The following is a 19112-nucleotide window of genomic DNA, read 5'->3' on the forward strand; positions in this document are numbered from 1 at the left end:
CCAGGCTTTATGAGAAGTCAACGGGCTTCTCGGAGGCTTCTGAGCGCACTCTCACCGGATTCTCATCCGGCGGGCCGACGTTGGTCGCCATGAGCGATCACCAGCAGTGGCCCCGCCCCGACGAGCAGGACCCGGCCGCGCCGTACGACGGCCCGGCCCCGTACGGGCAGCCTCAGGTCATCCCGGGCACCGTCCTCGGCAGCACCGTCCACCCGGCCGTCGGCACGCCTCCCCCGCCCCCGCCCGCCGCACCGCCGATGCCGCCCGCCCCGCCGTACCCGCCCGAGGCCGACGGACCGGCCGCCACCCCCGACGGGCCCGCCGCCCCCGGCCACCGGGCCCGGCGCGGCCTGCTGCGCGGCCGGCTCGCCCTGGTCACCGCCGTCGCGGCGATCGCCGCCGTGCTCGGCGGGGTGACCGGCGGCGTCATCGCCACCCAGGGCCACGAATCCGCCCGCCGCACCGGCACCCTCGCCAGCCCGGTCGCCGCCCGCGCCGACGGCGGCGCCGACGTCGCCGCCATCGCGGCCGCCGTCTCGCCCAGCGTCGTCCAGATCACCGTCAAGACCGCGAACGGCACCGCCACCGGCACCGGCGTGGTGCTCACCACCGGCGGCCAGATCCTCACCAACTACCACGTGGTCTCCGGCGCGGCCGCCGGCGGCCAGATCACCGTCACCTTCCACGACGGCTCCACCGCCCGGGCCACCCTCACCGGCACCGACAAGTCCCTCGACGCCGCCGTGATCACCGCCACCGGGGCGAAGAACCCCACCCCCGCCACCCTCGGCGACTCCTCCGCCGTCTCGGTCGGCGACCCGGTCGTCGCCATCGGCAACCCCGAGGGCCTCACCGGCACCGTCACCTCCGGCATCATCAGCGCCGAACACCGCGAGGTCACCGTCCGGCTCGACGAGGGCTCCACCACCGGCAACGGCGGCTTCGGCTACCCCGACCTGCCCGGACTGCGCGGCACCGCCCCGCAGCCGAGCGGCGGCGAGACCGCCACCTACCAGGCCTTCCAGACCGACGCCGCGCTCAACCCCGGCAACTCCGGCGGCCCGCTGATCGGCGCCGACGGCCGGGTCATCGGCATCAACTCGGCCATGTACTCGCCCAGCGGGTCGAGCGCCACCGCCGGCGGCAGCGGCGCCGGCAGCGTCGGCCTCGGCTTCGCCATCCCGATCGACGACATCAAGCGGGTGCTGCCGCAGCTGCAGTCCGGCCGGAACGTCTGAGCACGCCCGACAATTGACCGAGCAGGGCCTCCGACCCACCAGAAAGGGCAACCGCCGATGACCCCGTCCGCCGACGACCGCACCCCCGCCGAGCCCGGGCAGCCCACCGCCGCCCGGCTCCTCGTGGTCGACGACGAACCCGCTCTCCGGGACGCCCTGGAGAACAGCCTCGCCTTCGAGGGCTACGAGGTCAGCACCGCCACCGACGGCTACGAGGCCCTCGAATCCGTCGAACGCGACCGGCCGGACCTCGTCCTGCTCGACATCATGATGCCCCGGATGGACGGCCTCACCGCCGTCCGCCGGATGCGCTCGCGCGGCGACACCGTCCCGGTGCTGATGCTCACCGCCCGCGACGCCGTCGGCGACCGGGTCACCGGCCTCGACGTCGGCGCCGACGACTACCTCGCCAAGCCCTTCGAACTCGACGAGCTGCTCGCCCGGGTGCGCGCCCTGCTCCGCCGCAACGCGCTCGCCACCGAGGCCGCCGCCCGGGCGGCCGCCGTCGAGGAGCGGACCGACGTCCTCGCCTTCGGCGACCTGCGGATGAACACCGCCACCCGCGAGGTCACCCGGGCCGGCCGCCCGGTGGAACTGACCCGCACCGAGTTCATGCTGCTGGAGATGTTCCTCGCCCACCCCCGCCAGGTCCTCACCCGCGAGCAGATCCTCAAGGCGGTCTGGGGCTTCGACTTCGAACCCTCCTCCAACTCGCTGGACGTGTACGTGATGTACCTGCGCCGCAAGACCGAGCAGGGCGGGATGCCCCGGCTCATCCAGACCGTCCGCGGAGTCGGCTACGCCCTCCGTCCGGCCTCGTGAACACCGTCCCCCCGCCCCCGCTCGCGCCGCCCCGGGTGCCGCGCCGCCCCGGCGGCCCCGCCGCCTGGTACCGCGCCCGCTCGCTGCGCACCCGCCTCACCTTCCTCACCGCGGCGGCCGTGGCGGTGGCGATCGCGCTCTCGGCACTGGCGTGCTGGTTCATCGTGGAGGAGCGGATGTACGGCGTGGTCCGCAGCGACCTGCAGAGCGTCCGGGGCAGGGGCCCGCTGCCCAACTCCAAGGACTGCGCCACGACTCCGCAGGCCGCGCTCAAGAACGTCCAGAACTCGAACCTGCAACCGACCGCCGGCGCACCGGCCCCGCGGGACACCCAGTTCGTCTTCGGCGGCCAGGTGACCGTCGTCTGTCTGCCGCCCGCGGCCACCCGGGCCATCGTGGTCGAGGCCGGCGACGCCAAGGCCATGGGCCTGAAGCCGGGCCAGTCCCTCATCCGCGACGGGCACTACACCAACGGCGATCCCGCCATGGTCCGGATCACCCTCGTCCAGGACCCGGGGTACCCCCCTGCGCTCATCATGATCGCCAGCCCCACCGAGGCCATCGACGAATCCCTCCGCCAGCTCGCCCTCGTCCTCGGCGGGGTCGCGCTCGGCGGGGTGATCCTCGCCGGGGTCGCCGGGCGGCTGGTGGCCCGGTCCGCGCTCAAGCCGGTCGACCAGCTCACCGACGCCGTCGAGCACATCGCCCGCACCGAGGAGGTCGGCACCACCATCCCGGTGCACGGCGAGGACGAGATCGCCCGGCTCTCCACCTCGTTCAACTCGATGAGCACCGCGCTCGCCAACTCCCGCGAGCGGCAGACCCGGCTGATCGCCGACGCCGGGCACGAGCTGCGCACCCCGCTCACCTCCCTGCGCACCAACGTCGACCTGCTGATCCGCAGCGACGAGACCGGCCGCCCGCTCCCGCCCGCCACCCGCAGCAAGCTCCTCGGCAGCCTGAAGGCGCAGATGCAGGAGCTCACCGTGCTGATCGGCGACCTGCTCCAGCTCTCCCGCCCGGACTCCCCCCGCCCGGTCCGCACGCTCGCCGTGGTCGCCGTGCACGAGCTCGCCGCACGGGCCGTCGAGCGCGCCGAGCTGCGCGGCCCGGGGCTGGTCTTCGAGACCTCGGTGGCGCCTTGGTACGTGCACGCCGACGCCGCCGCGCTGGAGCGCGCGGTGATCAACCTGCTGGACAACGCGGTCAAGTACAGCCCGCCCGGCGGCAGCATCGAGGTCCGGCTGGACCGCGGCGTGCTGACCGTCCGCGACCACGGGCCGGGCATTCCGCCGGACGAGCTCCCGTACGTCTTCGACCGGTTCTGGCGCTCCCCGTCCTCGCGCCAGCTGCCGGGCTCCGGGCTGGGGCTGTCGATCGTCGCGCAGTCGGTCCGGGAGGCGGGCGGCGAGGTGTCGCTGGGCCCGGCCCCGGACGGCGGCCCGGGCGCGCTGGCCACCGTCCGCCTGCCGGGCGGGCCCTCACCCACCTGAACGGGCGCACGAAAAAGGGGCGGGGCGCCCCGACAGCGCCCCGCCCCGGCCGGCTCACGGCCGACGTCCTTCGACTCAGTCGAGGTCGCCGCCCGGGCCGATGATCTTGATCCGGTCCTGCGCCGGAGCCTTCAGCGGCGCGGCGGCCGAGCTGTTGGCGCCGAGGTAGGCGGCGAACACGTCCAGGTCGGAGGCGCCGACGAGCTTGTCGGTGCCGGCCGCGAAGGCGGGGAAGCCGTCGCCGCCACCGGCCAGGAACTCGTTGGCCGCGACCCGGTACTTGGCGGCCGGGTCGACCGGCGCGCCGTTGAGGCGGATCGAGTCGACGAGGACCCGCTCGGCGCCCTTCTTCCGCATGTCCAGGGTGTAGGCGAGGCCCTTGGACGGCTGCAGGATCTTCGGCGCGGCCTCGTTGGAGCCGCTGACCTGCTGCTGGAGCAGCTGGATCAGCTGGGCGCCGGTGAGCGTCTTGATCTGCATCATGTTGGTGAACGGCTGGACGGTGAACGCCTCGCCGTAGGTCACCACGCCGTCGCCCTCGCCGCCGGTCGCCTTGTAGACGAGGTCGGAGCGGATGCCGCCGGGGTTCATGAAGGCGACCTGCGCGCCGCCCTTGTCGGCGGCCGCGAGGCCGGCCTGCTGGGCGTCGGCGATCAGGTCACCGAGCGGCTTCTCCGGGTCGCTGTTGCCGCGGCCGTTGATGTCCGAGGCGATGTAGCCGATCGGACGGTTGGCGATCGGGGCGGCCAGCTTCGAGTAGCGGTCGATCAGCTGGGTCATGTCCGGGGCCTTCTCGACCGTCCGGCGCACGACGTGGTTCTCGGCCTTGACGGACGGGCGGACGATGCTGCCGTCGGTCTTGTCGAGCTTCAGGTTGATCTCGGTGTAGAGCCGGCCGAAGGAGGCGGCGCTGGTCACCGAGCGCGGCACGCCCTTGGGGTCCGGGATGGTGCAGGCGTAGGCGTTGTGGGTGTGGCCGGTGACGATGGCGCCGACCGCCGGGTCGATGTTCTTGGCGATGTCGACGATCGGGCCGGAGATGCCCTGGCCGGCCGCGCCGCAGTCGTAGTTGTACGTGCTGCTGGCCGGCAGGCCGCCCTCGTGGATCAGCGCGACGATCGAGTTGACGCCCTTGGCCTTCAGCTCGGCGGCGTACTTGTTGATCGTGGCGACCTCGTTGCCGAACTTCAGGCCCTTGACGCCCTCGGCGGTCACGACGTTCGGCGTGCCCTCCAGGGTGACGCCGATGAAGCCGACCTTCACGCCCTGGGACTTGGTCACCCAGTACGGGGCCAGCAGCGGCTTGCCGGTCTTCTCGTTGGTGACGTTGGCCGACAGGTAGTTGAAGTTGGCGCCCTTGAACTTGCGCCCCTCCTCGTAGCAGCCGTCGACCGGGTGGCAGCCGCCCTCCTGGAGGCGGAGCAGCTCGGCGGAGCCCTCGTCGAACTCGTGGTTGCCGACCGAGGTGACGTCCAGGCCGAGCTTGTCGAGCGCCTCGATGGTGGGCTCGTCGTGGAAGAGCGCCGAGGTCAGCGGGGAGGCGCCGACCAGGTCGCCGGCGGCGACGGTGATCGAGTCGTCGGCGGGGATGCGGGCCTGGCGCAGCGCGGTGGCCAGGTACTCGATGCCGCCGGCCGGGGTGGAGACGACCTGGCCGGTGGCGGGGTCGACCTCCTTGATGGTGCCGGCCGAGCCGGCCGGGGGCTCCAGGTTGCCGTGCAGGTCGTTGATGGCCAGCAACTGGAGGTTGACGGTCTTGGGCCGCTTGGCGTCCGCGGCCTGGGCCGCGGTGGGCACGGCCAGCGTGCCGACGAGGCCGGCCGCGGCGACGACGGCCAGCGCCGCGCGTCGGGAACTGACGGAGAGCATGTAGGGGGTCCCCTGCACCTGTGAGAGCGCCCAGCTGTGGGACAGGTCCGGGCGCGCGAAGCCGAATCGCGAAGACGGATCACGAATGACGAGTGTCGTTGCGCGAGTGCAGCCTAGAGTCAACGCGCGTAGCTGTCAGGCCCCTGGACGTAACGACAGGGTTACCTACTGACGAATCGTCGCCGGACTTTCCCCACGCACCGGCAGCCGCGGCGCCGCACCGTGGCCGCCGGCCGGGCCCGCCGCCGGTCGCCGGCACCCAGCCCGCGCACCGTCCGGCGGCGCTCAGACGCCCGGCTCGGCCGCCAACTGCCGGTCGGCGCGGTCCCGTTCGGCCACCGCGTCCTCGGTCATCGCGCGGTCGGTGTAGACCAATGGGCGCTCCGCCTCGGTGATGATGTGCTTCACTACCTGGACGTTGCCGTTGACGTCCCAGACCGCGATGCCCGGCGAAAGTGTGGGGATGATCTCCACCGCCCAGCGCGGCAGGCCCAGCACCCGGCCGGTGGCCCGGGCCTCCTCGGCCTTCTGCATGTAGATGGTCCGGGTGGAGGCCATCTTGAGGATCGCCGAGGCCTCCTTGGCCGCCGCGCCGTCCACCACGTCCGACAGGTGGTGCACCACGGCGACGAAGGACAGGCCCAGCCGGCGGCCGAACTTCAGCAGCCGCTGGAACAGTTGGGCCACGAACGGACTGTTGATGATGTGCCAGGCCTCCTCGACCAGGAAGATCCGCTTCTTCCGGTCCGGCCTGATCCAGGTGTGCTCCAGCCAGACCCCGACGATCGCCATCAGGATCGGCATCGCGATCGAGTTCCGGTCGATGTGCGACAGGTCGAAGACGATCAGCGGCGCGTCCAGGTCGATGCCCTCGGTGGTCGAGCCGTCGAACATGCCCCGCAGGTCACCGTCGACCAGCCGGTCCAGCACCAGCGCCACGTCCAGGCCCCAGGACTGCACCTCGTCCACCGCCACGCCCAGCGACTCCACCGAGGACAGCTCGGGGTTGCGCAGGGTGTCGATGATGTCGTCCAGCACCGGCTGCCGGTCGGTGACCGTGGCCACCACGTGCGCGTGCGCGGCCTTCAGCGCGAAGCCGGCCCGCTCCTCCAGCCCGCGCCCCATCGCCACCTCGATGATGGTGCGCAGCAGCGACAGCTGGCCGGTCTGGGTGATCGCCGGGTCCAGCGGGTTGAGCTTCACCCCGCCGTCCCGGGCCGCCATCGGGTCCAGCCGGATCGACTTTATGCCCAGCGCGTTGGCGATCAGGTTCCACTCGCCGACCCCGTCCTCGCCCTGCGCGTCCAGCACCACCACCTGGCGGTCCCGGAACCGCAGCTGGCGCAGCACGTAGGTCTTCTCCAGCGCCGACTTGCCGTTGCCGGACTCCCCCAGCACCAGCCAGTGCGGCGCCGGCAGCTGCTGCCCGTACAGCTGGAACGGGTCGTACACGTACCCCTTGCCGCTGTACACCTCGCGCCCGATGATCACCCCCGAGTCGCCCAGCCCCGGCGCGGCGGTCGGCAGGTAGACCGCCTGCGCCTGACCGGTCGAGGTGCGCACCGGCAGACGGGTGGTCTCCACCTTGCCGAACATCAGGCTGGTGAACGCGTCGGTGAGGTTGCCGATCGCCATGTGGGGGCCTCCAGGTCAGTCGCTCGTCCGGTGCCCGCTCAGCGGCGGATGCCGGTGGCGAACGGCAGGGTGTTCACGAACGCGCGGTGGTGCTCGCGGTCGCACCACTCCAGCTTCAGGTAGCTCTTGCCCGCCGACGCCCGGATCGTCCGCTTGTCCCGGGCCAGCGCGTCCGGGTTGCGCGAGGAGACCGTGATGTAGCCGACCAGGTTCACCCCGGCCGCGCCGGACGCCAGGTCGTCACCGCGCTGGTCCACCCGGCCGGTGTGGGCCAGGTCGCGCGGGTCGACCGTGCGGTTCATCTTGGCGGCGCGACTGGCCTCCGCCTCGTCGTTGGTCTTCTCGGTCAGCATCCGCTCGATCGCGACGTCGGTGGGCTCCAGGTCCATCGTCACCGCCACCGTCCGGATCACGTCCGGCGTGTGCACCAGCAGCGGCGCCAGGAAGTTCACGCCCACCGGCGTCAGCGGCCACTCCTTCACCCACGCGGTGGCGTGGCACCACGGCGCCCGGGTCGCCGACTCGCGGGTCTTCGCCTGCAGGAACTGCGGGTGCGTGGCGTCCAGCTCGGCCGGCCAGGCGTTGCGCCTCGACATCGCCTGGATGTGGTCGATCGGGTGGTCCGGGTCGTACATCGAGTGCAGCAGCGAGGAGAGCCGGGCCTGCCCCAGCGGCTGCCGCACCCGGATGTCCGCCTCCGCCAGCCGCGCGCAGATGTCGGTCAGCTCGCGCGCCATCACCGCGGCCAGCCCCTCGTCGTCCCGGGCCCGCCGGCCGCCCGCACCCGCCCCGTCGGCGGTGCGGCCCATCGCGTGCGCCTCGGCCGCCAGGTCCCGGGTGTAGTGCATGCACGCCACCAGGTACGCCCGGTGCTGCTCCGAGGAGGTCGACACCATCGACTGCAACTGGTCGTACGAGTCCTTCAGCCAGCGCGGCGACCCCGGGTCGCCGCGCCGCTCCACGTCCTTCGCGTGCGCGTCCGGGTCGGCCGGCAGGGTGCGGGCGAGGATCTGCAGCCGGGTCACGAAGCCGTCCCCGTTCGCGACGTGCTTCAGCAGCGTCCCGAACCGGTCGACCAGCGCCTCCTGGTCCTCCGAGTCCCGCAGCCCGACGCCCGGACCCTCGATCTCGATCGCCGCCGTCACCGTCCGCCGCTCCAGGTGCATCAGCACCCCGACCTCGTCCGGCCCGAACGGCGCCGACAGCCAGCGCAGCCGCCCGACCCCGGGCGGCGGCCCGACCTCCACCTCCCGGCCGTCCAGCCGCGTCCCGGCGTCCATCGCGTCCGACTTCCACACCGCCCGGCCGCTGCGGACCGTCCGGCGGTAGGTGCGGTTGATCTCCACCCACTTGTAGAACGTCCGGCGCCGGTACGGCACGTACACCGCCGCGATCGCCAGCGCGGGCAGGCCGACCAGGCCACCGATGCGCAACGGCAGGACCGGCATCATCAGGCCCCAGATCATGCCCAGGAAGGCCCCGAAGATGATCAGCACGATCTCGCCGGACTCCCGGTTCCGGCCGATCGGCGCGTTCGGGCGGGCCTTGCCGATCAGGTAGGTGCGGCGCTGGTGCACGTACGGCTGGGCGTACTGGGCCCCGTACTGGCCGAGCGGTTCGCTGCTCACTTACCCGTCACCCTCCCTTCGCTGGATTGCTGTCGCGGACCGGAATCGAGGCCTGGGCCGGCGGCCCGGCCTGCGGCGGCGGCGAGGTCGGCCGCGCCGCGTGGGCGGCGATGCCCGGCGCGACCGAACCGCCGCCGGCGCCGCCCGAACCACCCCCGCCACCCGGCTGCGCACCGCGCTCGCCGTGCGTGCTGATGCCCTGCCGCATGAAGTTCGCGGTCCCGTTGATCATCGCCGATCCGGCCGACACCGCGTTCGCCCGGGCGTTGCGCATGCTCATGATCTCGTCGCCGAAGCCCGGCACGAAGCGGTACACCGCGGCGCTCGCGAAGATCGACAGGAAGAGGATCGCCAGCCCCGACAGCACCCGCGCGAAGTCGTCGCTCGCCCCCGCCCCGGCCGACACCGCGCCGGCCAGCCCGAGGACGATCACGATGATCGGCTTCGCCAGGTCCACCGCCACCATCACCCCCGCCCAGCGGCGCACGTGCTTCCACAGCTGCTTGTCCACCAGCCCCGCGTACACCGCCGTCCCCAGCAGCGCGCCCACGTACAGCATCGCCGCCCGGATCAGCAGCTCGATCCAGAGCACCGCCGCCGCCAGCACCGCCACCAGCGAGGTGAGGATCAGGATCAGCGGCCCGCCGCCCAGGTCCCCCTTCTCCAGCGTGTCCGCGAACCCGCCCAGGTACGTCCCGGTGTCCGACTTCGTCCCCACCGCGATCGCCTTGGTCAACCCGTCGGTCGCGCTCACCACCGTGTACAGGATCAACGGCGTGAACGCCGACGCCACCACGGTCAGCCAGAGGAACCCGATCGCCTCCGAGATCGCCGTCGTCAACGGCGCCCCGCGCACCGCCCGCTTGGTCACCGCGAGCAGCCAGAGCACCAGCGTGACGATCGTCGACGCGGCGAACACCACCGCGTACTGCTGCAGGAACGACGCGTTGGTGAAGTCCACCTCCGTCGTCCCGTCGATCGCCCCCGACAACTTCCGCACCACCCAGGCCGCCGCCTGCGCACACCCCTTCGCCAACGACCCCAACGGATCCGCCACCCCCCCAACCGCCCCCGACCCGGGGATGACCACGGCCCCGTTGGGGGCACAGCCCGCGTCACTGCCGGGAATCGGGAGGTCCACCTTCTGGCACGTCGCGCTCGGTGTCGGCGACGGCGTCGGCTCGGCGAAGACCCGCTGCGCCGTCAGCAGCGCCGCGAGCTGGACGGCCGCCACGGCGCCGGCCACCGTTCCGGCGCGGCGGGCCGCGGGCCGGGCGGTGCGGCCGCCGGGGGCCGCGCCCCGACGCTCGCCACGACGGTCGGTCCTCTGGTCAACGGGCATAGCGGAAACCCCCGAACTGCTGGACGGCGCCGGTGATCTCCTCGGCGGTGGCGGCCTGTTGGTCGCCCGGCATGGGGGCGGGGCCCTGCCGGCTTGCGTAGTCGGTGAGCTTCCAGTCGCTGCCCGTCCAGCGGAGGGTGAGCGTGAGCGTGAACCAGTTCGCCACGACCGGCTGGACGGAGCGCTCGCCGGCGAGGCCGGCGAGGCCGGTGCACCACACCTCGACCTTGCTCTCGGCGTCCGTGTAGCCGACCGCCTTGGCGCCGACCGGGACGGTGCGGCTGACGAAGGTGAGGCCCTTGGGCGCGCGGCCCTGGGCGTCCAGGCCGTAGCGGGTCACGGTGTCGCCGCCGAACCCCTGGTCCAGGCGGGCCTGGAGGGTGGGGGCGGCGGCGGGGTCGGCGATGGTGGTGACGATGGCGTGGCGGCTGTCGGTGCGGAACATGTCGGCGGAGCCGATGGCCACCGCGTAGTTGGCGGCGGCGGACTGGGCGCCCTGGTCGGTGTGCGGGTAGCCGGTGCCGATGCCGTTGGCGGTGGTGGTGACGGGCTGCTCGCCGGAGGCGGCGGTCGCGGCGGCCCGCTCGGCGGAGCGGCCGGCGTTGGCGCTGGTGGGGTCGGGCTTGCCCCGGTTCGCGATGGAGATCGCCAGCACGAGCAGGCTGACGACCAGCAGGACGGTCAGCAGGGTGCGCAGCGGGCGGGCTTGACGGCCGTTCGGCTGGGAGGAGGGCTGTTCGCCGACCGGCAGCCGCGTACGGGTGTGCGGCTGGTCGTCGGACAACGGCACGGCGGCCCTCCTGGTGCGGGGAGCCGGGTGGCGGCTCCGGGGGCCCCTCCGCCCGTGGGCGGGCGCGGAGGGAAGGGGTGGTGGATGGATTCCCGGCGGGACTCCGACGGACCACGGCCGGACGGACCGACCAATCGAGCCGAGCGTCCCGACCGAGCCGGCAGGACGGTCAGACCATCAGACAAATGAACGGCGACGGGTGGGGTCCCGCCTGCCGGTCCGGTTCGCCCGATTCGCCCTGCTCGCCCAAGCCCGACCGATCTGCCGGATCGTCAGATGGCCATGCCGTACACAATGGTGAACAGAGTCCCAAGTGATCCAATGATGAACACGCCGGTCAGCCCGGCGATGATCAGTCCCTTGCCCTGTTCGGCGCCGAAGCTGTCGCGCATCGCGGTGGCGCCGATCCGCTGTTTGGCGGCACCCCAGACGGCGATGCCGAGGCAGGCCAGGATCGCCACGGCCATGACGACCTCGACCATCACCCGGGCCTCCGACCCGAGGCTCGCGAACGGGCCCCAGTCCGGGGCGATCCCGCCGATGATGGTGTCGATATTCGGCTTCTTTGGAGGGTCCTCGGCCAGGTGGCCGATCGCGATGCTGTGCACGCTGCTCTGGTTCATTTCCATCTCACCGCCCGATCAGGCAAATTCAAGGGCCCAGACCCCGCCCGCGCGAAGGGTCGGTACCTATTCTTGGCCAGATCTGATGTCGACTTGGCTACTTCTCGCGGATTGGTCGTGAGGCATCGGACACGTACGCGAGGATGTCCACCGTACGAAGGATAGCGCTCACTCTTTGTATCTCTGATGATTGCGGTGAGCAACGCCTTCCGGGACACTTCGACTGACGATTCGTCGGGATGGTGCTGATGGTACTCCGGAAGGGCGGTACGGCCGCCGCTGCTGCGGGAGTTGTGCTGACGGGACTCGTCGGCCTGGTGACGCTCGGGACGTTTGCGGCGAGTGGGGCGCCGCAACAGTCGGGCAATCGCGTCGGCCTCTCCGCGGGAACCGTTCCGGCCGCGTACCAAGGGCCGATCGAACAGTGGGGGCGGCTCTGCCCGGATCTCTCCCCGCCGTTGCTCGCGGCGCAGCTGTACCAGGAAAGCGGTTTCGACCCGAAGGCCCGTTCCGGAGTCGGCGCGGAGGGTTTGGCGCAGTTCATGCCCGGCACCTGGGCGTCGTACGGGACGGACGGCAACAACGACGGCCGGAAGGACCCCTGGGACCCGCTGGACGCGATCGCCTCGGCGGCGACCTTCGACTGCGCGCTCGCCACCTACGTGGCCAAGGTGCCGGGTGACCGGCAGTCCAACATGCTGGCCGCGTACAACGCCGGGCCGGGCGCGGTGACGAAGTACCAGGGCGTGCCGCCATACCGGGAGACCCAGGGCTACGTGCGGAACATCCTGGCGACGGCCCGCAGCTTCGCCGCGCCGGCCACCCCGAACGCCCCGGTGGAGGTCTCCGCGCAGTCGGCGGGGGCGATCTACTTCGCCCAGACCAAGCTCGGCACCCCGTACCTGTGGGGCGGCGACGGGCTGGCCTCGCAGAACGGGCGGTTCGACTGCTCCGGGCTCACCAAGGCCGCGTTCGAGAGCGTGGGCATCGAGCTGCCCCGGGTGGCCAACGACCAGTGGTACGCCGGGCCGCACCCCTCGCGGGACCAGCTGCGCCCGGGGGATCTGGTGTTCTGGGCGACCGACCTGACCGATCCGCGCAGCATCCACCACGTCGGGATCTACGTCGGCGGCGGGTACATGATCAACGCCCCGCACACCAACGCGGTGATCCGCTACGACAAGATCGACACCCGGGAGTACATCGGCGCCACCCGGGTCACCTCGGACGGCGCCCAGGCGCTGCCGACGCGCACCCCGGAGGGCAACGTGATCGCCCCGAGCCGCCCCGCCGACCCGGCGGACGCCACCCCGGCGCCGGCCGCGCCCACCGTCGCCCCCGCGGCCGCCCCGGCACCCGCCGCGCCCACCACCCCGGCTCCGGGCGCGCCGCCCGCCCAGGCGGCGCCGGCGGCCCAGGCGACCCCGCCCGGCCGGGGCGGCGCCGTCGCCGCCGGCGGAGCCGCCACCCCGACAGGTGCAGGTCAACCCCCCGCAAAGAACTGAGCCACCACCGCCCGCCGGGTGTGCGCGTGCTGTGGACGCTGAGTCAAGTTTCCATAACCGCGTGTTTCCGTGGAACGCTGTACACCGGTTATGACGTTGTGTCCGTTGGCCCCGTGTCAACCGCCCTGAGCTGGGCGGCACCGCGCGGACCACGGCCGGAACGACCCGAACGACCAGGTGCTGCGGACCAGAAGGAGGTGCGGCGTGTCGACGCCGCTTGCCGACACGACCAACCCCGATCTCGGCCTGCTCTACGCCGTCAACGGCCTGGCCAAGCACGCCCCGGCCTGGCTGGACCAGCTGATCTCCTGGATCGGCGAGTACGGCATCCTGCTCGGCCTGGCGCTGCTGGGCCTGGTCGGCTGGCTCCAGGCCAGACGGCGCCCGGACGCCCCGGTGGCGGTCGCCGGACTGCTCTGGGCCCCGCTCTCGGTCGCCATCGCCGAGCTGGCCAACCTGCCGATCTCGGCGATCGTGGACCGTCCCCGCCCCTTCGTGGACCATCCCGACCTGGAGGTGCTGGTCGAGGGCAAGGCCGGCACCTACTCCTTCGTCAGCGACCACTCCGCGATGTCGATGGGCATCGCGGTCGCGCTGTTCCTGGTGAACCGACGGCTCGGCTGGATCGCCGGCGGTCTGGCGCTGTTGCAGGGCTTCTGCCGGATGTACGTGGGCGTCCACTACCCCACCGACGTGATCGGCGGCTTCGCACTCGCCACCGCCGTGGTGCTGCTGCTGGCGCCGATCGCGATGGCCGTGCTCGTCCCGCTCTGCCACGCGGTCGGCCGGACGGCGCTGGCCCCGCTGGTCCGCGCCGAACAGGGCGGCGGGCAGGGCGGCGGCAGGCGTCCGGGCGGACGGCGACGCGGCGCGGCCGGCCCGCGCGGCACCGTCCGGGCCGACGAACAACCGCCCGAGTCCGACCTGGCCGCCTAGGGCCTGTCACGCCCCGGCCCGGCGGGCACGCCGTCCGGGTGCTACCCCGACTCCCCGCCGTTGGCGGCGACGTGGTCCGCCGCCTCCCGGCGGGCGAGGTCGCGGGAGCGGCGGGCCGGGGCGAACCAGCCGCAGCTGCAGGTCGCGAAGGAGAAGGAACCGCGTTCGCTGATCGCGACACGGTGCTCGGGCATCCGGGCGGTGCCGGTCACGGCCGGCAGCTCACTGTGCACGTGCTTCACCGTAACGCGCCGGACCCCCGGCGCGCGACGCCCGGTACGCGCCGGGTATCGCGTAACCGTTCACGCCTCAACTCGTTTGCCCGGAAAGAGCTCTGCCCACCCGCTGGTGGTGGCCGGCGGGGCAGTCGGGCCCGAGGGGGTTGTCGCGAGGATGAAGATGACCGACCAGCAGCGCACCGGTCGGCGGAGCGGTCGGACGGGGCGTCGCCCGGGTCCGGCGGCCGGTGCCGCCCTGCTCGCCGCCGTCCTGGCCGGGGCGGCCGGACTGGCCGGCTGCTCGCCGTCCGGCACCGACGGCGTCGGCGGCGACTCGGCCGACCAGCAGGCCGGCGGCGCGCCCGACCGGCTCGCCGCCGACCCGCTGACGGCGGTCCGCAGCGCCGCCGACATCACCGGGCGGACGGGTTCGGCGCACGCCGCCACCGAGCTGGTGACCGAGTCCGCCGAGAAGAAGGCCGTCTTCACCGGCACCGGCGGCTACGACTACGTGAAGCGGATCGGCCGGCTGGAGGTGCAGGTCCCGCCGGGCGCGGCGACCACCGGCAAGATCGTCGAGGTGCTCCTGCCCGGCACCGTCTACCTGCAGAACAGCGGCGCCAAGGTGCCCGAGGGCAAGTGGGTCAAGCTGGACGTCCGCCAGCTGCCGGACGGCAACCTGGTCAGCGGCGGGGCCACCGACCCGGCCGCCGCCGCGGGGGCGCTGCGCGGCGCCCAGAAGGCCGAGCTGGTGGGCCCCGAGACGGTCGGCGGGGTGGCCCTGAAGCACTTCCGCGGCACCCTGGACCTCGCCAAGGCGGCCGACGCCACCGGCGGCCGGGGCGGGGACGGACTGCGGATGGGGGCGCAGACCTTCACGGTCAAGGAGATCCCGTACGACGTCTGGCTGGACGAGCAGGGCCGGCTGCACAAGGTGGTCGAGGTCTTCACCTTCGCCGGGGTGGCCGGTTCCAAGGAGGCGAAGGACCAGGTCAAGGTGGTGTCGACCACCTCGCTGACCGACTTCGGCAAGCCGGTGGAGGCGGCCGAGCCGCCGGCCGCCGACATCTTCGCGATGAAGCCCACGGACGCCCCGAAGGATGCTCCGAAGGACGCTCCGAAGGATGCCAAGGAGAGCCCGAAGGAGAGCCCGAAGTAGGACGCCCGCGCGGCCGGCGCGGAGGCAGGGGGACGCCGCCGATCCGGGTGGGCCCGGGAGCCGCCGGGCCCACCCGTTTCGGCGGCGCCGAGATGGCCCGTCCGTGCCATGTGGGCGGGCTCCGAAGTGCCTAGGCTGGACGTCGGGTGGCTGCCGCCCGGGCTGGCGAGGCGCTGAAGGGGTGGTGCAGGTGATGTCGTCCACGGACGGCCGCAGCGGCGGCCACGACGACGCGGCCCTCGACGAGATCGAGCTGGCCGGTGAGCTGATGATCGCCGCCACGGCCAGCAGCGGGGACCGGTTGCCGACCGAGCGGATCGACGAGGTGCTGCTCGACCGGCCCGACGGCGGTTCCTCCGCCGGACCGGCCCGGGAAGGGGACGGCTAGCTGCGCAGCAGCCGGGCGATCGCCGCGGTGGCCTCGGCGACCTTGGCGTCCAGCTCGGCCCCGCCCTCCTCGGCGGCCGCGGCGACGCAGTGCCGCAGGTGCTCCTCCAGCAGCGAGAGCGCGAAGGACTGCAGGGCCTTGGTGCCGGCCGAGACCTGGGTGAGCACGTCGATGCAGTAGACGTCCTCGTCGACCATCCGCTGGAGACCGCGGATCTGCCCCTCGATCCGGCGCAGCCGCTTGAGGTGGGCGTCCTTCTGCGCGCTGTACCCGGGCGCCCCGTGCCCGCCGTGGTGCCCGCCCTTGGTGGCCTGGGCGGCCTCGGTGCCCTGGGCCCCGGAGCCCGCGGCGGTGTCGTGGGCGTCCTGGTGGCCCGCCTGCTCGCCGTGCGGTTCCGCCCCGGGCGCCTGCTCCGGCTCGGTGCGCGCTTGCGTGGTGGTCATCGGCCCGCCTTCGTCTGAGTGCCTGGGTGGCTGCGTCGGCCTCCAGTGTCCAACACCGGGGCCGGTCGTGGTGTTCCTCCGCCGTTCCTCCGGCGTTCCTCCGCCGCGGTGTGCCGGGCACCGGGCCGGCGGCGGCCGACCGTCGGCCGAACGTCGGCCGGGCGGCGGCGCGGGCGGCGGGTGCGCACCGGCCGCGGTTCCCCCGTCCGGGGAACACCCCGCCGTTCCCTCCGCACGGCAGGGGCAATCCGGGCGAGGTTCCGTCAGACTGGGGGCTCACACCCGCACCTGGAGTGCGGCCCGGGTCCGCTGTTGCGGCGGCCGAACGGAAGGGGAGGTTCCGGCTCCTCTTCGAGCACCCCGTTTGCGCGATCGCGCTTGGTTGCACCTAGCATCGTTCAGTCCCCTACCCCGCACATCGGAGATTTCCGTGCGTTTTAGCCTGACCCCGAAGGAGACGAGTTTCTACGACATGTTCGCCGCCGCCGCGGAGAACCTGGTCGTGGGCTCGAAGCTCCTGCTGGAACTGCTGGGATCAGACGTGTCGGCCCGCGCGGAGATCGTCGAGCGCATGCGCGCCGCCGAGCACGCCGGAGACGACACCACCCATGCGATCTTCCACCAGCTGAACTCGTCCTTCATCACGCCCTTCGACCGCGAGGACATCTACAACCTCGCGTCGTCGCTGGACGACATCATGGACTTCATGGAGGAGGCCGTCGACCTGGTCGTCCTCTACGACATCCAGACCCTCCCCAAGGGCATCGAGCAGCAGATCGAGGTGCTCGCCCGGGCCGCCGAGCTCACCGCCGAGGCGATGCCGAACCTGCGCAGCATGTCCAACCTCACCGAGTACTGGATCGAGGTCAACCGGCTGGAGAACCAGGCCGACCAGATCCACCGCAAGCTGCTCGCCCACCTGTTCTCCGGCCAGTACGAGGCCATCGAGGTGCTCAAGCTCAAGCAGGTCGTGGACGTCCTCGAGCAGGCCGCGGACGCCTTCGAGCACGTGGCCAACACGGTGGAGACCATCGCGGTCAAGGAGTCCTGACCCTCGTGGACATGGCAGCACTCATCGCCGTCGTCGGCGTTGCGTTCTTCTTCACCTACACCAACGGCTTCCACGACTCGGCGAACGCGATCGCCACCTCGGTCTCCACCCGGGCGCTGACGCCCCGGGCGGCGCTGGCGATGGCCGCGGTGATGAACCTGGCGGGCGCCTTCCTGGGCAGCGGGGTGGCACACACCGTCTCCAAGGGCATCATCGAGACCCCGACCGGCAACCAGGGCATGGCGATCCTGTTCGCCGCCCTGGTCGGCGCGATCGCCTGGAACCTGATCACCTGGTACTTCGGCCTGCCGTCCTCCTCCTCGCACGCCCTGTTCGGCGGCATGGTGGGCGCGGCGCTGGCCGGCGGCACCGAGGTGATCTGGAGCGGCGTCATCGAGAAGATCGTCATTCCGATGATCGTCTCGCCGGTGGTCGGCCTGTTCGGCGGCTTCCTGGTGATGCTGGCGATCCTCTGGCTCTTCCGGCGGGCCAACCCGCACCGCGCCAAGCGCAACTTCCGGGTCGCGCAGACCGCCTCGGCCGCCGCCATGGCCCTCGCGCACGGTCTGCAGGACGCCCAGAAGACCATGGGCATCGTGGTGATGGCACTCACCATCTCGGGCCACCAGACCACCGAGGCCATCCCGGTCTGGGTGAAGATCTCCTGCGCCACCATGCTCTCGCTGGGCACCTACGCGGGCGGCTGGCGGATCATGCGGACCCTCGGCCGCAAGATCATCGAGCTGGACCCGCCGCAGGGCTTCGCCGCCGAGGCCACCGCCGCGACCGTCATGTACATCACGTCGTTCGTCTTCAAGGCGCCGATCTCCACCACCCACGTGATCACCTCGGCGATCATGGGCGCGGGGGCCACCAAGCGGATCCGCGCGGTCCGCTGGGGCGTCGCGAAGAACATCGTGCTCGGCTGGTTCATCACGATGCCGGCGGCCGCCCTCGTCGCGGCGCTGGTGTACTGGTTCGTCCACCTGTTCTGGGGCTGACCGCCCGGATCGTCCGGACGTGACAGGGCCCGCCCCCCACATCTCGGGGGGCGGGCCCTTTTTCATGCTCCGCGGCGGCACCGCCATGCAGCACCACGGAGCAGTCTGTGACTCGTCACTCGCCTCCGGGCGCTCTCACCCGGTACCGGCGCGCCCTTCGGCTCGTGACGGAGGACCTGGCGGTCTAGCCGAAGCGGCCGGAGATGTAGTCCTCGGTCGCCTGCACGGACGGGTTGGAGAAGATCCGCTGGGTGTCGTCGAGCTCGATCAGCTTGCCCGGCTGGCCGACGCCGGCCAGGTTGAAGAAGGCGGTGCGGTCGCTGACGCGGGCCGCCTGCTGCATGTTGTGCGTCACGATGACGATGGTGAACTGGGACTTCAGCTCGCCGATCAGGTCCTCGATGGCGAGGGTGGAGATCGGGTCGAGGGCGGAGCAGGGCTCGTCCATCAGCAGGACCTGCGGCTCGACCGCGATGGCGCGGGCGATGCAGAGGCGCTGCTGCTGACCGCCGGAGAGGCCGGCGCCCGGCTTGTTCAGCCGGTCCTTGACCTCGTTCCAGAGGTTGGCGCCCTGGAGCGACTTCTCCACCACGCCGTCCAGCACGGACTTCTTGCGGACGCCCGAGAGCTTCAGCCCGGCGACCACGTTGTCGTAGATCGACATGGTCGGGAACGGGTTCGGCCGCTGGAAGACCATGCCGACCGAGCGGCGGACGGCGACCGGGTCGACGTTGGAGGCGTACAGGTTCTCGTCGTCCAGGAGCACCTTGCCCTCGACGCGGGCGCCGGGGATCACCTCGTGCATCCGGTTGAGGGTGCGCAGGAAGGTGGACTTGCCGCAGCCGGAGGGGCCGATGAAGGCGGTCACCGAGCGGGGTTCGATCGCCATCGAGATGTCCTCGATGGCCTTGGTGGAGCCGTAGTAGGCGGACAGTCCGCTGACGTCGATGCGCTTGGCCATGATCGTTCGT

18 protein-coding genes are annotated in these 19112 nt (G+C 72.3%); 9 read left to right on the plus strand and 9 right to left on the minus strand.

Going from position 1 to position 19112, the window contains the following annotated elements; genetic code table 11:
* The first annotated feature begins 89 nt into the window (after positions 1 to 89).
* From AB0N76_RS10925 to AB0N76_RS10935, 3 genes are read left to right on the plus strand one after another with little or no spacing between them, the layout of a single operon-like run.
* Positions 90 to 1238, plus strand: coding sequence for a trypsin-like peptidase domain-containing protein (locus AB0N76_RS10925; protein ID WP_363555472.1), 1149 nt, complete (start codon positions 90 to 92; stop codon positions 1236 to 1238).
* Between the two features lie 57 nt (positions 1239 to 1295).
* Positions 1296 to 2060 (plus strand): response regulator transcription factor, encoded by a 765-nt coding sequence (locus tag AB0N76_RS10930; RefSeq protein ID WP_363555474.1) that lies wholly within the window; start codon positions 1296 to 1298, stop codon positions 2058 to 2060.
* 35 nt (positions 2061 to 2095) lie between these two features.
* A complete protein-coding gene (locus tag AB0N76_RS10935; protein ID WP_363555525.1) occupies positions 2096 to 3553 on the plus strand; it encodes a HAMP domain-containing sensor histidine kinase in 1458 nt (485 codons plus the stop codon).
* A gap of 75 nt (positions 3554 to 3628) precedes the next feature.
* Here AB0N76_RS10935 and AB0N76_RS10940 read toward each other — a convergent pair whose 3' ends face one another.
* From AB0N76_RS10940 to AB0N76_RS10965, 6 genes are all read right to left on the minus strand, one after another.
* On the minus strand, positions 3629 to 5422 hold the full coding sequence (locus AB0N76_RS10940; protein WP_363555476.1) for a bifunctional metallophosphatase/5'-nucleotidase: 1794 nt from the start codon (positions 5420 to 5422) through the stop codon (positions 3629 to 3631).
* A 285-nt stretch (positions 5423 to 5707) separates the two neighbouring features.
* On the minus strand, positions 5708 to 7057 hold the full coding sequence (locus AB0N76_RS10945) for an ATP-binding protein (RefSeq protein ID WP_363555478.1): 1350 nt from the start codon (positions 7055 to 7057) through the stop codon (positions 5708 to 5710).
* A 38-nt stretch (positions 7058 to 7095) separates the two neighbouring features.
* Entirely contained in the window at positions 7096 to 8685 is a 1590-nt protein-coding gene (locus AB0N76_RS10950; RefSeq protein WP_363555480.1) for an SCO6880 family protein, read from the minus strand.
* A gap of 7 nt (positions 8686 to 8692) precedes the next feature.
* Entirely contained in the window at positions 8693 to 10027 is a 1335-nt protein-coding gene (locus AB0N76_RS10955; protein WP_363555482.1) for a hypothetical protein, read from the minus strand.
* The gene (locus AB0N76_RS10960) at positions 10017 to 10817 is read right to left on the minus strand and encodes a hypothetical protein (protein ID WP_363555484.1); all 801 of its coding nucleotides are present in this window, start codon (positions 10815 to 10817) and stop codon (positions 10017 to 10019) included. The genes AB0N76_RS10955 and AB0N76_RS10960 overlap by 11 nt, the downstream gene beginning before the upstream one ends.
* 272 nt (positions 10818 to 11089) lie before the next feature.
* Positions 11090 to 11440 carry a hypothetical protein gene (locus AB0N76_RS10965; protein ID WP_363555486.1) on the minus strand — a complete coding sequence of 117 codons (351 nt, stop codon included), beginning with the start codon at positions 11438 to 11440 and terminating at the stop codon, positions 11090 to 11092.
* Positions 11441 to 11688: 248 nt separating this feature from the next.
* Here AB0N76_RS10965 and AB0N76_RS10970 point away from each other — a divergent pair, with 248 nt between their 5' ends.
* Positions 11689 to 12945: a bifunctional lytic transglycosylase/C40 family peptidase gene (locus AB0N76_RS10970; RefSeq protein WP_363555488.1), complete on the plus strand. Its 1257-nt coding sequence runs from the start codon at positions 11689 to 11691 to the stop codon at positions 12943 to 12945.
* Between the two features lie 204 nt (positions 12946 to 13149).
* On the plus strand, positions 13150 to 13881 hold the full coding sequence (locus AB0N76_RS10975; RefSeq protein WP_363555490.1) for a phosphatase PAP2 family protein: 732 nt from the start codon (positions 13150 to 13152) through the stop codon (positions 13879 to 13881).
* Between the two features lie 41 nt (positions 13882 to 13922).
* On the opposite strand, the gene AB0N76_RS10980 is transcribed toward AB0N76_RS10975, so the two are convergent.
* Entirely contained in the window at positions 13923 to 14114 is a 192-nt protein-coding gene (locus AB0N76_RS10980; protein WP_363555492.1) for a hypothetical protein, read from the minus strand.
* Positions 14115 to 14280: 166 nt separating this feature from the next.
* On the opposite strand from AB0N76_RS10980, the gene AB0N76_RS10985 reads away from it, so the two are divergent.
* Together AB0N76_RS10985 and AB0N76_RS10990 are read left to right on the plus strand one after the other, a co-directional pair.
* Positions 14281 to 15258, plus strand: coding sequence for a hypothetical protein (locus tag AB0N76_RS10985; protein WP_363555494.1), 978 nt, complete (start codon positions 14281 to 14283; stop codon positions 15256 to 15258).
* A gap of 193 nt (positions 15259 to 15451) precedes the next feature.
* Complete coding sequence (locus tag AB0N76_RS10990; RefSeq protein WP_363555496.1) at positions 15452 to 15646, plus strand: hypothetical protein; 195 nt, start codon at positions 15452 to 15454, stop codon at positions 15644 to 15646.
* Here AB0N76_RS10990 and AB0N76_RS10995 read toward each other — a convergent pair.
* Positions 15643 to 16089 carry a metal-sensitive transcriptional regulator gene (locus AB0N76_RS10995; protein ID WP_363555498.1) on the minus strand — a complete coding sequence of 149 codons (447 nt, stop codon included), beginning with the start codon at positions 16087 to 16089 and terminating at the stop codon, positions 15643 to 15645. The genes AB0N76_RS10990 and AB0N76_RS10995 overlap by 4 nt on opposite strands.
* 430 nt (positions 16090 to 16519) lie before the next feature.
* On the opposite strand from AB0N76_RS10995, the gene AB0N76_RS11000 reads away from it, so the two are divergent.
* Positions 16520 to 17140 carry a DUF47 family protein gene (locus tag AB0N76_RS11000; protein ID WP_030312623.1) on the plus strand — a complete coding sequence of 207 codons (621 nt, stop codon included), beginning with the start codon at positions 16520 to 16522 and terminating at the stop codon, positions 17138 to 17140.
* 5 nt (positions 17141 to 17145) lie between these two features.
* Complete coding sequence (locus tag AB0N76_RS11005) at positions 17146 to 18141, plus strand: inorganic phosphate transporter (protein WP_363555500.1); 996 nt, start codon at positions 17146 to 17148, stop codon at positions 18139 to 18141.
* A gap of 184 nt (positions 18142 to 18325) precedes the next feature.
* Here the strand turns inward: AB0N76_RS11005 and pstB are convergent, their stop codons facing one another.
* Positions 18326 to 19102 carry a phosphate ABC transporter ATP-binding protein PstB gene (gene pstB, locus AB0N76_RS11010; protein WP_363555502.1) on the minus strand — a complete coding sequence of 259 codons (777 nt, stop codon included), beginning with the start codon at positions 19100 to 19102 and terminating at the stop codon, positions 18326 to 18328.
* Positions 19103 to 19112: the final 10 nt, after the last annotated feature.

It is taken from the genome of Kitasatospora sp. NPDC093806 (assembly GCF_040683335.1).
Lineage (GTDB): Bacteria > Actinomycetota > Actinomycetes > Streptomycetales > Streptomycetaceae > Kitasatospora.